This is a genomic window from Mycobacterium sp. E2733 (assembly GCF_001667585.1).
Taxonomy (GTDB): Bacteria; Actinomycetota; Actinomycetes; order Mycobacteriales; family Mycobacteriaceae; genus Mycobacterium.
Genome location: NZ_LZJZ01000100.1, coordinates 43,674 through 57,486 on the forward strand (window position 1 = coordinate 43,674; position 13,813 = coordinate 57,486).

Annotated in this window: 14 protein-coding genes; 6 read left to right on the forward strand and 8 right to left on the reverse strand. The window is 70.1% G+C overall.

The features are described 5' to 3' along the window. Window positions 1–20 precede the first annotated feature (20 nt). The 3 genes from A5678_RS18365 to A5678_RS18375 are packed head-to-tail and all read left to right on the forward strand — an operon-like array spanning window position 21 to window position 3,147. The gene (locus A5678_RS18365) at window positions 21–974 is read left to right on the forward strand and encodes a hypothetical protein (RefSeq protein ID WP_068044881.1); all 954 of its coding nucleotides are present in this window, start codon (window positions 21–23) and stop codon (window positions 972–974) included. Continuing rightward, a complete protein-coding gene (locus A5678_RS18370) occupies window positions 971–1,300 on the forward strand; it encodes a hypothetical protein (protein ID WP_068044883.1) in 330 nt (109 codons plus the stop codon). The genes A5678_RS18365 and A5678_RS18370 overlap by 4 nt, the downstream gene beginning before the upstream one ends. Beyond that, entirely contained in the window at window positions 1,297–3,147 is a 1,851-nt protein-coding gene (locus A5678_RS18375; protein ID WP_068044885.1) for a GMC family oxidoreductase N-terminal domain-containing protein, read from the forward strand. The genes A5678_RS18370 and A5678_RS18375 overlap by 4 nt, the downstream gene beginning before the upstream one ends. A gap of 15 nt (window positions 3,148–3,162) precedes the next feature. Here A5678_RS18375 and regX read toward each other — a convergent pair whose 3' ends face one another. From regX to A5678_RS18405, 6 genes are all read right to left on the reverse strand, one after another. After that, the gene (gene regX / locus A5678_RS18380) at window positions 3,163–3,846 is read right to left on the reverse strand and encodes a two-component sensory transduction protein RegX (protein WP_007167631.1); all 684 of its coding nucleotides are present in this window, start codon (window positions 3,844–3,846) and stop codon (window positions 3,163–3,165) included. Window positions 3,847–3,895: 49 nt separating this feature from the next. Further along, window positions 3,896–5,116, reverse strand: coding sequence for a cell wall metabolism sensor histidine kinase WalK (locus tag A5678_RS18385; protein WP_156746976.1), 1,221 nt, complete (start codon window positions 5,114–5,116; stop codon window positions 3,896–3,898). Between the two features lie 152 nt (window positions 5,117–5,268). Further along, entirely contained in the window at window positions 5,269–6,018 is a 750-nt protein-coding gene (locus tag A5678_RS18390; RefSeq protein WP_068044888.1) for a phosphoglyceromutase, read from the reverse strand. 13 nt (window positions 6,019–6,031) lie between these two features. Further along, window positions 6,032–6,568 (reverse strand): YbjN domain-containing protein, encoded by a 537-nt coding sequence (locus tag A5678_RS18395; protein ID WP_068044890.1) that lies wholly within the window; start codon window positions 6,566–6,568, stop codon window positions 6,032–6,034. Next, the gene (gene mshA, locus A5678_RS18400; RefSeq protein WP_068044892.1) at window positions 6,565–7,836 is read right to left on the reverse strand and encodes a D-inositol-3-phosphate glycosyltransferase; all 1,272 of its coding nucleotides are present in this window, start codon (window positions 7,834–7,836) and stop codon (window positions 6,565–6,567) included. Before mshA ends, A5678_RS18395 begins: the two co-directional genes overlap by 4 nt. A 98-nt stretch (window positions 7,837–7,934) precedes the next feature. Then, window positions 7,935–9,185, reverse strand: a complete 1,251-nt coding sequence (locus tag A5678_RS18405) for an ROK family protein (protein ID WP_231983713.1) — start codon at window positions 9,183–9,185, stop codon at window positions 7,935–7,937. 238 nt (window positions 9,186–9,423) lie between these two features. On the opposite strand from A5678_RS18405, the gene A5678_RS18410 reads away from it, so the two are divergent. Further along, window positions 9,424–10,173 carry an SDR family NAD(P)-dependent oxidoreductase gene (locus tag A5678_RS18410; RefSeq protein ID WP_068044895.1) on the forward strand — a complete coding sequence of 250 codons (750 nt, stop codon included), beginning with the start codon at window positions 9,424–9,426 and terminating at the stop codon, window positions 10,171–10,173. Here the strand turns inward: A5678_RS18410 and A5678_RS18415 are convergent. Together A5678_RS18415 and A5678_RS18420 are read right to left on the reverse strand one after the other, a co-directional pair. Further along, window positions 10,157–11,485: an Ig-like domain-containing protein gene (locus A5678_RS18415; RefSeq protein WP_156746979.1), complete on the reverse strand. Its 1,329-nt coding sequence runs from the start codon at window positions 11,483–11,485 to the stop codon at window positions 10,157–10,159. The genes A5678_RS18410 and A5678_RS18415 overlap by 17 nt on opposite strands. 87 nt (window positions 11,486–11,572) lie before the next feature. Next, the gene (locus tag A5678_RS18420) at window positions 11,573–12,670 is read right to left on the reverse strand and encodes a UDP-N-acetylmuramate dehydrogenase (RefSeq protein WP_068044899.1); all 1,098 of its coding nucleotides are present in this window, start codon (window positions 12,668–12,670) and stop codon (window positions 11,573–11,575) included. 26 nt (window positions 12,671–12,696) lie between these two features. Between A5678_RS18420 and A5678_RS18425 the strand changes: the two genes are divergently transcribed. Then, window positions 12,697–13,221, forward strand: coding sequence for a DUF2505 domain-containing protein (locus tag A5678_RS18425; protein ID WP_068044901.1), 525 nt, complete (start codon window positions 12,697–12,699; stop codon window positions 13,219–13,221). Window positions 13,222–13,246: 25 nt separating this feature from the next. Beyond that, the coding region (locus A5678_RS18430; RefSeq protein WP_068044903.1) for a nitrilase-related carbon-nitrogen hydrolase at window positions 13,247–13,813 on the forward strand (567 nt) is incomplete at its 3' end.

The window sequence follows — 13,813 nt, forward strand, 5'->3', positions numbered from 1 at the left end:
GGACCCACGGGAGGTGAGCAATGGACGGCGACATGCGATCGGCGGCGACCCCACGCTGGCGCGGTAAGCCCGGGCGCCTGGAAGTCTGGTATGCCACCCTGTCCGATCCGGTGACGCGCGCCGGGCTGTGGGTGCACTGCGAGACGGTGGCGCCGCTGGCCGGCGCCGATGCCTACGCGCACGGCTGGGCCACCTGGTTCGTCCCCGACGGGCCGCCCCGCACCGAGCGTTTCGGACCCGTGCCCACCCGGCCGGCGACCGGCCCCTGGTGGTTCGACGCCGAGGGCGTACGGGTGGGCGACGGACAGCTGAGCGGACGCGCCGGATCGCTCGCCTGGGATCTGTCCTGGACGGACACCGGCGCACCGCTGTGGACGTTTCCGCGCGCGGCCTGGGAGCGCGAGCTCCTGCCGGGCGCCCAGGTCGTCCTGGCCCCCACCGCCGACTTCACCGGCTCACTGACCGTCAACGACGCCGCCGCGCGCATCGAGGGGTGGCGCGGCGGCGTCGCGCACATCTACGGGCACGGCAACGCCAAACGCTGGGCATGGGTCCACGCCGACCTCGGCAACGGCGACGTTCTGGAGGCGGTCACCGCCGTCTCGCACAAGCCCGGCCTGAACAGGCTGGCCCCGACGGCGTTCGTTCGGTTTCGCATCGACGGAAAGGATTGGCCCGCAAGCCCTTTGCCGTCGCTGCGGATGCGGACGAGGCTCGGCCTGGACCATTGGCAGCTGGAGGGACGCATCGGCGGTCGCCGGGTGCTCATCCGGATCGACCAGCCGGCCGACAGGTGCGTGAGCCTGCAATACACCGATCCCGACGGGGGCAAGGCGGTGTGCACCAACACCGAACGGGCCGACATCCACATCGAGATCGACGACCGGCACTGGTCGGTGCTGGGCACCGGGCATGCCGAAGTGGGCCTGCGCGGCCGCGCGGCGCCCGACGTCAACGAAAGGACTCCGACATGAGCTTTCTGTTCGACCCGCCACTGCTGTTCGCCTCCGGCGTGCTCATCGAGCGGCGACTGCCCGCCGACCGTCGCGATCTCGCCGAGGCCGCCACCCTGGGCGTCTTCTTCGGCGGGTCGTTCGGGCTGTACAACAACGTCCCCGGATTGGGAGTGTTGTGGCGGCCTTTCCGCGCCCGCAATGGCCGCGACTTCATGTGGAACAGCGGTGTTTTCGGTGTGAATACCGCCGAAGCGGACTGGCCTCTGCACGCCGCGGCCGGCGCCATCTTCACCACGTATCCGTTCTTCATCAAGATGGGCCGCCGGCTCGCGCGGGTGCTATGAGCCTGGTCGCGTCGTTTGGGAGCGCGCTGCTGCCCGACGAATACGGCGGCCCGACACCGCCCGAGCTGACCGATCGCGTCGAGCGCTACCTGCGGCAGCTGCCGACGACATCGCGGGTGGCCATGCGCGCCGGGATGCTCGCGCTGGCCGCGGCGAGCTACGTCACCACCGGCCGGTCACTCTCGCGGCTCGACCCCGACCGGCGCGAGCAGGTGCTGCGCCGGGTCGCCGCGCTCAGCCCGGACGCCGGCGCGGCCGTCGAGGCCATGAAGGCGGTCGTGCTCCTGGCCAACGGCGCGGAAACCTATGCGCCGGAACTACTCTCGCATGCCGGGGAACAGGGGACGGCCCGGCCCGACGCGGCGTTGAACATCGCCTCCTCGGCCGAGAGCCGCTCCGTCATCGCCGCCGACGCGGTGATCGTGGGCTCCGGCGCGGGCGGTGCGATGGTGGCCCGCACCCTGGCGCGGGCCGGACTGGACGTCGTCGTCCTCGAGGAGGGACGCCGGTGGACGGTCGAGGAATTCCGCACCACCCATCCCATCGACCGCTACGCCGGGTTGTACCGCGGCGCCGGTGCCACCATCGCCCTGGGACGCCCGTCGGTGGTGCTGCCCATCGGCCGGGCGGTCGGCGGCACCACGGTGGTCAACTCCGGCACCTGCTACCGCCCCCCGGCGGCCGTGCAGCGGCGCTGGCGCGACGAGTTCGGGCTTGCCCTGGCCGATTCGGACCGGCTGACCGGGCGCCTCGACGAGGTCGAGCGCACGCTGCGAGTCGCCCCGGTGCCGCTCGAGGTGATGGGCCGCAACGGGCGGCTGCTGCTGGATGCCGCCGCCACGCTGGGGTGGCGGGCGGCGCCCATTCCGCGCAACGCGCCCGGCTGTGAGGGCTGCTGCCAGTGCGCGATCGGCTGCCCCCGCAACGCCAAGTTCGGCGTGCACCTCAACGCGCTGCCGGAGGCGTGCGCCGCGGGCGCGCGGATCGTCTCCGAGGCCCGCGTCGAGCGGGTGTTGCACCGGCACGGTCGCGCCCGGGGCGTGCGGGCCCGCCGGCCCGACGGCACGGCGCTGGACGTCCTGGCCGACACGGTCATCGTGGCGGCCGGCGCCACCGAGACGCCAGGACTGTTGCGGCGCAGTGGCATTGGCGTGCACCCGCGGCTCGGCCGCAACCTGGCGCTGCACCCGGCGACGATGCTCGCCGGGCGTTTCGACGACGACGTCGTCGCCTGGCACGGGGTGCTGCAAAGCGCCGCGGTCCACGAGCTTCACGAGTCGCACGGCGTGCTCATCGAAGCGACCTCGACCCCGCCGGGGATGGGTTCGATGGTGTTTCCCGGCTACGGCGCCGAGTTGCTCGGCTGGCTGGACACCGCACCCCGCGTCGCGACGTTCGGCGCCATGGTGGCCGATCGCGGTGTCGGCTCGGTGTCCTCGGTGCGCGGCGACACGCTGGTGCGCTACAACATCGATCGGGCCGACGTCGCCAAGCTCGTCGTGGCGATCGAGGCCATGGGCCGGCTGTTGTTCGCGGCGGGGGCGACCGAGGTGCTCACCGGTTTACCCGGCACGACGACGGTGACGTCGCTGCCCGCCCTGCAGGACGCCCTGCGCCGCAGCGACCCGAAGAGCTTGCACCTGGCCGCCTTTCACCCGACCGGTACGGCCGCCGCCGGTGTCGACGCTCAGCTCTGCCCCGTCGACGAGATCGGCCGGCTGCGCGGCGTGGACGGGGTATGGGTCGCCGACGCCTCGATCCTGCCGAGCTGCCCGGAAGTCAATCCCCAGGTGTCGATCATGGCGCTGGCGTTGGGCGTGGCCGACGAGGTTGTCGGCGCACGCTGATCGATTGCTTGCGGGCTAGCCCTCGAGCTTGTAGCCCAGCCCGCGCACGGTCACCAGGTGCACCGGGTTGGCCGGGTCGGCTTCGATCTTGGACCGCAACCGCTTGACGTGGACGTCGAGCGTCTTGGTGTCGCCGACGTAGTCGGCGCCCCACACCCGGTCGATCAACTGTCCGCGCGTCAGCACCCGACCGCTGTTGCGCATCAGGTACTCCAGCAAGTCAAACTCCTTGAGCGGCAGGGTGATCGTGTCGCCGTTGACGGAGACGACGTGTCGCTCGACGTCCATCCGTACCGGGCCGGACTCGAGCACACCGTCGCTGATTTCGGAGTCGTCGTCACCGCCGCGGCGGAGCACCGCGCGGATCCGGGCGATCAACTCGCGCGCCGAATATGGCTTGGTCACATAGTCATCGGCACCCAGCTCAAGCCCGACGACCTTGTCGATCTCGCTGTCCCGCGCGGTCACCATGATCACCGGCACGCTGGAACGAGCGCGCAGCTGCTTGCACACGTCGGTCCCCGACATGCCGGGCAGCATCAGATCGAGCAGGACGATGTCGGCGCCGCCACGGTCGAACTCGGCCAGCGCGGCTTGTCCGTCGGTTACGACCGTGGCCTCGAAGCCCTCCTTACGCAGCAGGAACGCCAGCGGATCGGCCAGCGACTCCTCGTCTTCCACGATCAGCACACTGGTCATCTGCGCGATTCCTCCTCATCGCTACGCTCTGCATCGTCATACGCGCGGGTCATCGACTTAGTTCTTCCTCTCGTTGTGACCTGTTGGGCCGCACGTCGCGACCCTGCGGTTGCTCGGGTTGTTCGTCATTGTCCGTGTAGGCCGGAATCGACAGCGTGAACGTCGATCCGGTCCCCGGCTTGCTCCACACGCCGATGCTGCCGTTGTGGTTGGCCGCGACATGTTTGACGATGGCCAGGCCCAGCCCGCTGCCGCCAGTGGCGCGCGAGCGTGCCTTGTCCCCCCGGAAAAACCGCTCGAAGACTCGCTCCTGGTCTTCCAGCGCGATCCCGATGCCGCGGTCGGTGACGGCGATCTCGATGTTGTCGCCGCGGCGCCGGCGGCTGATCGAGACCGGCGAACCGGGTGGCGAATAGGCGATTGCGTTGGAAACCAGGTTGGCCAGCGCGGTGACCAAAAGCGTTTCGTCGCCCAACACCCGCAAGCCGCTGGGGGCATCGGTGCGAACCTCGATGTGTGCGTTGTCGGCGCCCACCTTGTGGCGTGAGATTGCTTCCGACACAACGGTATCCACGTCTACCTCGGTGACGTTGGGTAACCGCTCGGCGCCCTGCAGCCGGGACAGCTCGATCAGCTCGGCGACCATATCCCCCAGCCGGTTGGCTTCGACGAGCACCTTCTCGGCAAACCGGCGAACGGTCTCGGGGTCGTCGGCGGACGCCAGCAGGGCCTCGGCGAGCAGGGCCATGGCGCCAACCGGGGTCTTGAGCTCGTGACTGACGTTGGCCACGAAGTCGCGCCTGGTCGCTTCCATGCGCGCATAGTCGGACTGGTCGTGCGCGAACACCACGGCGAACCGGCGGTCCTCTTCGCTGAGCAGCCGGGCCTGCCCGTGCACCGATAGCCCGGACCGGCCCGCCGCCCGTTTGGCCGGCCGCAGGTCGAATTCGACGTCGACCCCGCTCAGCGCCTGCTGGGCCGCCTCCCAGGCCTGGTCGTCGAGCTGCCGGTCGCGCACCAGGCCCAGTTCCCGGGCCCGATCGTTGAGGTAGACGACGTCGCGGTGGGAATCCACCACCGCGACTCCCAGCGGCATCAGCGCGACGATGCGTTGCAGCATCTGCGCGACGGTGATCCCGGTCCATTCGGTGCTAACGCGTTGCCGGCGCCGGACCACTTTCGGCGACAGCCGCGTCCCGGCTGCCACCCCTATGGCCAGCCCCAGGACGGACAAGACCCCGGCCAGCAACAGCGCCGAGAACACAGTCACATAGCAAATCCTACAAATCTTCCTGAACGCCGCCCTAGCGGAACGAGGCCAAAATCGGACAAGTCACACTTTGCGCTTCAGGTGTTCCACTCCCGTTAACGCGATGTTCGGCAAATGGGCCTTTGAAACTCGCAATGACGCCGCGGCCGGCTTTATCCGCGCCCCTGGCTGGCAACCGCCGCGGCACCCGCGGCCGCGGCCTCCGGGTCCAGGTAGGTGCCGCCCGGCACCACCGGCCGCAGGTCGGCGTCCAGCTCGTAGCGCAGCGGGACCCCGGTCGGGATGTTCAGCCCGACGACGTCGTCGTCGGACATCCGGTCGAGGTACTTGACCAGGGCGCGCAGCGAGTTGCCGTGCGCGACGATCAGCACCGTTTTGCCGCTGCGCAGGTCAGGGACGATCACGTCGGTGAAGTACGGCAGAAACCGGACCACCACGTCAGCCAGGCACTCGGTCAACGGTCCGCCGCCGATGTTGGCGTACCGGGGGTCGGTGTCCTGGCTGAACTGGCTGCCCCTCTCGATCGGCGGGGGCGGCGTGTCGTAGCTGCGCCGCCAGGCCATGAACTGCTCGTCGCCGTAGCGGGCCTTGGTCTCGGCCTTGTCCAGGCCCTGCAGCGCCCCGTAGTGCCGTTCGTTGAGCCGCCAGCTGCGCCGCACCGGGATCCACAGCCGGTCGACGGCGTCCAGCGTCAGGTGCGCGGTGGTGATCGCGCGGCGCAGCAGCGAGGTGTAGAGGACGTCGGGCAACAGCTTCTGCTCGGCCAGCAGCTCGCCGCTGCGCACCGCCTCGGCCCGGCCCTTTTCGGTCAGCCCGACGTCCACCCAACCGGTGAACAGGTTCAGGGCGTTCCAGTCGCTCTCGCCGTGGCGGAGCAGCACCAGCGTGGCAGTGTCTCCCATGCCGGCAAGTCTCTCACGCCCCCGCGGTGGGCGAGTCGTCCCTGTCGTCGTCTTCGTCGATCAGGTGAGCGAACGCCTGCAGGTTCTTCAGCGACTCGCCGCGGGACACCCGCCACTCCCACTCTTTCTGTATCGACGAACGAAAACCCAACTCCAGCAACGTATTAAAGTCCGAATCGACGGCCTCGAGCACCTGCCCGAGCACTCGGTCGATCTCGTCGGCGTCCACCGACGCCAACGACATGCGGCCGACCAGGTAGATGTCGCCGACCTTGTCCAGCGTGTAGGCCACCCCGTACAGGCGGCGGTTGCGCTTGAGCAGGAAACGGTAGACGCCCTCGTGGTTCTCGTCGGGCTTGCGGCACACGAACGCCTCGATGCGCACCGAATGCTCCCCGACGCTGAGGATGGTGTTGGTCTTGAGTTTGCGCTCGCCGGGCAGTTCCACCACCAAGCCGGACAGCCCGCCGTGGGCCCCCTCGTGTTTCGAGTACTCCAGACCGCTCGCCTGCAGCGCGTCCTCGATCACCCGCTCCACAGTGGACGTCATGCGCCCACCCCGCGCCGCTCCTCGGTGTACTCGCTGATCGCGCGCCGATAGCTGGCGAGCAGGGCATCGGTGGTGTTCTCCCAGGAGAACGTGGCCGCGTGCTCGGCGGCCGCGCGGCTCATCGCCTCGGCCTGCGGCGCGGGCAGCCGCAGCACCCGGTCCAGGGCGTCCGCCCATTGGTCGACGTCGTGGCCGGCCACCAGCGTGCCGGTGATCCCGTCGCGGACGGCCACCGGCAGACCGCCGACCGCGGCGGCCACCACCGGCGTGCCACAGGCCTGCGCCTCGACAGCTACCAGGCCGAACGACTCCGAATAGCTGGGCACGGCGACCAGGCTGGCGGCCTGGAACAGGGTGGCCAGGTCCGTGCGGGACTGCGGGGGCAGGAACGTCACCCGCGCCGCGATGCCGAGCTCGTCGGCCAGCCGGCGCAGCCCGTCCGGGGAGGCCGTGCCGCTGCCCGACGGACCGCCGGCCACCAGGATGCGCACGCCCGGCAATCTGGCGGCGGCGCGCAGCACGATGTCGGGCGCCTTCAGCGGCTGGATCCGCCCGACGAACGCCACCACGTCTTCGTCGAGCGGCAACCCCAGCGCGGCCCGGGCCGCCCGGCGGTCGCCCGGGCGGAACACCTCGAGATCCACCCCCGGGTGTACGACATCGATCCGGTCCGGGTCGGCGCGGTGTATCGAGATCAGTTGCCTGGCTTCGTCATCGGTGTTCACGATCAGGCGGTCCGCCTCGTCGACGACCTGCTGCTCGCCGACCTTGCGCAGCGGCGGCTCGGGCGAGTCACCGGCGGCCAGCGCCGCGTTCTTGACCGCGGCGAGCGTGTGCGCGGTGTGCACCAGTGGCACCGCCCAGCGGTCGCGGGCCAGCCAGCCGACCTGTCCGGACAGCCAATAATGCGAGTGCACGATGTCGTAGTAGCCGGGTTCGTGCGCCGCTTCGGCGCGCAGTACCCCCGCGGCGAACGCGCACAGCTGGGTGGGCAGGTCGTATTTGTCCAGGCCTTCGAACGGTCCCGCAACGACGTTGCGCACCAGCACGCCGGGCGCCACCCACGCGACGGGAGGATCGGCGGACGCGGTGGCCCGGGTGAAGATCTCCACCTCGATGCCCCGCCGGGCCAGGTGCAGCGCGGTCTGGAGCACGTAGACGTTCATGCCCCCGGCGTCGCCGGTGCCCGGCTGGGCCAGTGGCGAGGTGTGCACCGCCAACACGGCGACCCGGCGCGGTTTCAGCCGGAAAACGTCCTCGTGGCGCACTCTGTCATCTTTACCAGGAAGTTGGGCCGACCGGCCCAACGCGTCATCCCTACAGGACGTCCCGCTCACCGGCCCAACGCCCAGCCCATGGCTTCGCGCTAAGCGGAAGACTCGTCGACGGCGACGTCGCGCAGCCGCGGATTCAGCGCCCCGGCCCGCCGCATCGCACCGAGCGGATCGGCGTACAGCCCGCCCAGCGACACGGTCCCCGCGCCGGCCTCCTGCACCCGGTTGCCGAAGACGGTGACGCGGATGTCGCGCGGCGGCAACACCGAGCGCTCGGCGAACGCCGCCTCCACGTGCTCCATCGCCTCGGGATACTCGGTGAAGGCCTGGCCGCCGACCACCAGTTCGTCGGGGTTGAGCATGTCGCGCAGCAACGCCACCGCCTCCCCGAGCACCCGGGCCCGCTCGTTGAGCAGTTCTTTGGCCTGCTCGTTGCCGCCGCGGGCCAGCCGCAGCAGGTCGGCGATGCCGGCGGCCGACGAGTTGGGCCGGCCCGGGGAAGCCAACGGCAGGATGCGCAGCCGCCGGGCGGCGGCCAGCACCGCCTCGTCGCTGACGGTGGAGTCCAGTTGGCCGGTGCCGCCCAGCAGCTCGGAGTGGGCGGGCAGGGCCGCGATGGTGCCGGGGCCGCTGGCCGGGCAGTGCACCCGTCCGCCGATCACCAGCGCGTAGCCCACGGTCTCGCGAGCGTAGACGTACAGGCTGGTGGGCGAGCTGGGCAGGAATCGCCGCATGCCGAGCAGCAGCTCGGCGCCGGCCATCGCGTCGACGTGCGAGGCCACCGACACCGGCAGTCCCAGCGCGTCGGCCAGCACCGGGCCGACCGGCGCCTGCCGCCAGCCGAGCCGTGGGTGGTCGACGTGACCGGTGGCGCTGTCCACGGTGCCGCCGATCGCGACGCCGACCCACAGCGGGCGGCGCCGGTGCCAGCGCCGCAGGTAACGAGCGGCGCTCTCGGCCAGCGAGGCCAGCGCGGGTCCGGCCGGGCTCAGCGGAGTCGGCGTCTCGACGGTGTCGAGGGTGCGACCGAACAGGTCGGTGGCCACGATGCTGGTGGTCCGGGCGCCGATATGGATGCCCAGCGTCACGAACGGCTCGTGGTTGACCTCGACCGGCACGCGTGGCCGCCCGATCGCCCCGGAGACGGCCAGGTCGGCGCGTTCCCGCAGCAAACCGGTCTCGAGCAGGGCGATGACCTGGCGGTTGACCGTCGCGATGCTCAGCGAGGTGACGCCGGCGATGACGTCACGCCCGACCGGGCCACGCAATCGGACGGCCCGGAAAACCGAGGCCGCCGCCGAGTCGGCGATGTGCAGCGCCGGCGGCACAATCTGGCGACGCACCGACCGGTGGCCCTTGTAGCCGGCACGGGCGGGCGAATGATGAGTCTGGGCGAGGGTATCCGAGCGCACGAGCGTCCTTTGTCCGATTCTTGTTGGCCGTCACTGGCCACACCTGAAAGTCAGGAGCGGCAAAGTGCGCGACAACACGCACCCGCCGCGCAAAGACACGCGGTGGTGGTGCTGGACAGGGCGCTGAGGTGCACCAAGAAAATTTAGCACGCTCACTAAGGTTGCTTCTATGGTTGGAAATGTCAGGAATGAGCGGGTCGCGGTGGTTACCGGCGCCAGCTCGGGAATCGGCGAGGCGACGGCCCAGGCCCTTGCTGCGCAGGGTTTTCACGTGGTCGCGGTTGCGCGTCGGGCGGAGCGGATCAACGCCCTGGCACGGGAGATCGGCGGAACCGCGATTGTGGCCGACGTCACAGACGACGCGGCGGTGGCCGCTCTCGCCGACGAATTGGCCCGGGTGGACGTGCTGGTCAACAACGCCGGCGGCGCGCGCGGGCTCGCACCGGTCGCCGATTCCGACTTCGAGCACTGGCGGTGGATGTGGGAGACCAACGTGATGGGCACGCTGCGGGTCACCCGAGCGCTGCTGCCCAAGCTCATCGACTCCGGCGACGGCCTGATCGTCACGGTGACTTCCGTTGCGGCGCTTGAAGTTTACGACGGCGGCGCCGGGTACACGGCCGCCAAACACGCCCAGGGGGCGCTGCACCGCACCCTGCGCGGCGAGCTGCTGGGCAAGCCGGTGCGGCTGACCGAGATCGCGCCGGGCGCGGTCGAAACCGAGTTTTCGTTGGTGCGCTTCGACGGCGATCAGGAACGCGCCGACGCCGTGTACACCGGCCTCACACCGCTGGTTGCCGCCGATGTCGCCGAGGTGATCGGCTTCGTGGCCTCGCGGCCGGCCCACGTCGACCTCGACCTGATCGTCATGAAGCCGCGCGACCAGGCGTCGGCCACCCGGTTCAACCGCCGGGGTTAGCCCCCGGACTGGAAGAGGTGGTCGCTGAAGTGGAGGTCGTGGGCGTTCCCGAGAGGCTCGGGGCGGTCGACGGGGTGACCGGCGCGGTCACCGGGATCTGCGTGGACGGCGGATGCGCGGTGGGAGGCGGTAGCGCCGACATGGCGACCCAGGTGTCCCAGTCGACGGCCCAGTCCCAGAGGTCACCGTCGGAGTAGGACAGCTGGATCGAGCTACCGGTCACCTCGACGGGGTCGCCGTAGATAGCCGACTGGAAGTACTGTTCCGCGTCGCTGGTCGACAGGTTGATGCAGCCGTTGGTGACGTTGCTGTTGCCCTGCGCGCCGGCGCTCGACGGGTTGGCGTGGATGAACTCGCCGTTGTTGGAGATCCGCACCGCCCAGCGTTCGTGCACGTGGCTGTAGCCGGCCGCGGGGTTGGACATGTAGAAGTCGGCGTACTTCTCGGTGACCACGTGGATGCCGTTGCGGGTGACGTTGCGCGCCTTGTCGGCCTCGCCGTAGCTGCACGGGAAGTCCATGATGACGCCTTCGTCCCTGACCACCTGAATGCGGTGCGAGGTGACCTCGGCCTTCACCACTTGCCGGCGGCCGATCTGGATGTTCAACGAGATGTCCTCGGCCCCGTAGGCGCTGTCGCCGAACGGCAGGCCGTACAGCTTGGCGTCGACGTTGACGGTCGTGCCCGCGGGGTAGTACTCGCGGGTGCGCCAGTGCACCCGGGCGCCCTGCGCCTCGTCGGGCAGCCACGCCCAACTGCCCTCGACGGGCGGATTCGTGGTGACGGTCAGCGCCTTTTCGACGGCGGCCTTGTCGGTGATCGGCGCGTCGAACTGGATGATGATCGGCGCCGCCACTCCGACGGTCTGGCCGTCAGCCAGCTGGAACGCCCCACCGATCTTCTTGGTGGGCGACACGGTGGTGAACTTGCCCGTGACGGGGATCGCCTTGCCGTCGTGCCCGACGGCGGAGCCGCTCCAGGTGTAGGTCGCGTCATAGCCCAGCGGCTCGGTGGTGGTGTAGACCGTGCGGTCGGAGTTGAACTTGCCCGCCACGGGCTTGCCCGCGGAATTCGTCAGCGCGACGCGCTGGAACCAGCCGTCGCTGATCTGGACGCTGATCGGCGCGATCGGCACCACGTTTTGGGTCGCATCGGCCGGCTGGAACTTCAGCTGCGGCGCGGGCTGCTCCTTCTTCTCGGCCTGCTTGCCCGTGGTGCCGCCACACGCGGCCAACAGGCTGGGGGCGAAAACCCCCAGTCCGAGGGTCGCCAAGGCCACGCGCCGGTTGATTGGCGGCGGGGTGTGGGACATGCTCACGAAAGTCAAAGATACCGGGCAAAATCCACCAACCCTGCCGCGACAAATCGGGGCCGTGGCGCTCTTCCGCAGGATTCGGAGCTACAGCCTGCAGCCGAGCAGGACCGGCTCGGGTTTCAATGTGACACCAAACACATCACGGACCCCGTCGCGGATGATGCGGGCCAGCGCGATCACCTCGCCGGCGGTGGCGCCGCCGCGGTTGGTCAGGGCCAGCGCGTGCTTGGTGGACAGCCGGCACCGGGCCGCCGGATCGTCGGGATAGCCCTTGGTGAAGCCGGCGCGCTCCACCAGCCAGCCGGCGGCCAGCTTGACGCCGTCCGGTGCCGGGTAGTGCGGAATCGTCCCCGGGACGCTCGCGGCCAGCCGCTCGTACACCTCGGGCGCGACCACCGGGTTGGTGAAGAACGACCCCACGCTCCAGGTGTCGTGGTCGTCCGGGTCGAGCACCATGCCCTTGCGCCCGCGCAGCGTCAGCACCGCCTCGCGGACGGTCCGGGGATCGGCCCGCTCGCCGCCGCTCAACCCCAACGCGTCTGCAAGTTCGCCGTAGCGCAGCGGCGCGCTGCGGCCCGACGCATCCAGGGCGAACTCGACTTCCAGTACGACCCAAGGGGTTTCGGGCGCCGCCCGCTTGAACACGCTGGTGCGGTAGCCGAACCCGAGCTCGCCGCCGGGCAACCAGCGAACCTCCCCGCTGCCGCGGTCCAGTATCCGGACGCGGGTGATGGTGTCGGAGACTTCCGCACCGTAGGCGCCGACGTTCTGCACCGGGGTGGCCCCGGCCGACCCGGGAATCCCCGACAGGCATTCCAGCCCGCCCAGACCGTGCTCGATGGCGCCGATTACGACGTCGTCCCAGACAGCGCCGGCCTCGGCGCGCACCAGGCTGCCGTCGATGGTGATGGCGCTGTTGGCCAGCCGCACCGCGGTCAGGTCGGCGCACGTGTCGGCGATCACCAGGTTGGACCCGCCGGCGAACACCAGCACCGGGGCATGTTCTCCCCCACGGCTTTCGGCGTCCAGCTCCCGCACCACGGCGACCACCTCTTCGGTGCTGGCGCAGGTGATCAGGCGGCGCGCGACCGGCCCGACCCGCAACGTCGTCAGCGGCGCGAGCGACACCGCCTCGGCGACATGCGCGCCGGCGAATGTTGAACCGGCATCGCTGGATTTCATGGCCCGTAACGGTAGCCTCACCTGCTATGCCGCGTTCATTCGACTTGTCGGCCGACTACGACGGCAGCGTTGAAGAGGTGCATCGGGCGTTCACGGACGAGACCTATTGGCGGGCACGGCTGGCCGAGTCAGGTGTCGACCTCGCCACGCTGGAATCGATGCGGGTCGGTGGTGAAACCGGGGACGACGACACCGTGGAGGTCGTCACCGTGCAGGTGATCCACAGCCACAAGCTGCCGGGGATGGTCACCCAGTTGCACAGCGGCGACCTCCGCATCAGGCGCGAGGAGATCTGGGGACCGGTCGCGGACGGGGCCGCGCAGGGTTCGGTGGTCGGCTCGATCTTGGACGCCCCGGTGCATCTGAAGGGCACCGCAATGCTCTCGCCAATCATCGAGACCGGCGGTGCCCGACTGTCTTTCCGGGCCACCGTCCAGGTACGCGTCCCGATCATCGGCGGCAAGCTGGAGAACATCATCGGCACCCGGCTGGCCGAGCTGGTGGAAGCGGAACAGCGATTCACCACGGAGTGGATCGCCAAAACGGTCTGACCTCGCCGAGCCTAAGCTGGCGCCCATGCGAATCGCGTTGGCGCAAATCCTCAGCGGCACCGACCCGGCCGCCAACTTGGAGCTGGTGCGCGAGTACAGCGGCCGGGCCGCCGACGCCGGCGCTCAGTTGGTGGTGTTCCCCGAGGCGACGATGTGCCGGTTCGGCGTTCCGCTGGCGCCGATCGCCGAGCCCGTCGACGGGCCGTGGGCGGCCGGTGTGCGGAGCATCGCGGCCGACAGCGGGATCACGGTGATCGCCGGCATGTTCACCCCGGCCGGGGACGGACGGGTGAAGAACACGCTGATCGCAGCGGGTCCGGGCAGTCCGAACGACCCGGACACGCACTACGACAAGATCCATCTCTACGACGCCTTCGGCTTCACGGAGTCGCGCACCGTCGCGCCCGGCCGCGAACCGGTGGTGATCACGGTCGCCGGCGTCCGGGTGGGGATGACGGTCTGCTACGACATCCGCTTCCCGGCGCTGTACACCGAGCTGGCCCGCCGCGGCGCCCAGCTGATCGCCGTCTGCGCGTCGTGGGGGTCGGGCCGCGGGAAGCTCGACCAGTGGACGCTGTTGGCGCGGGCCCGC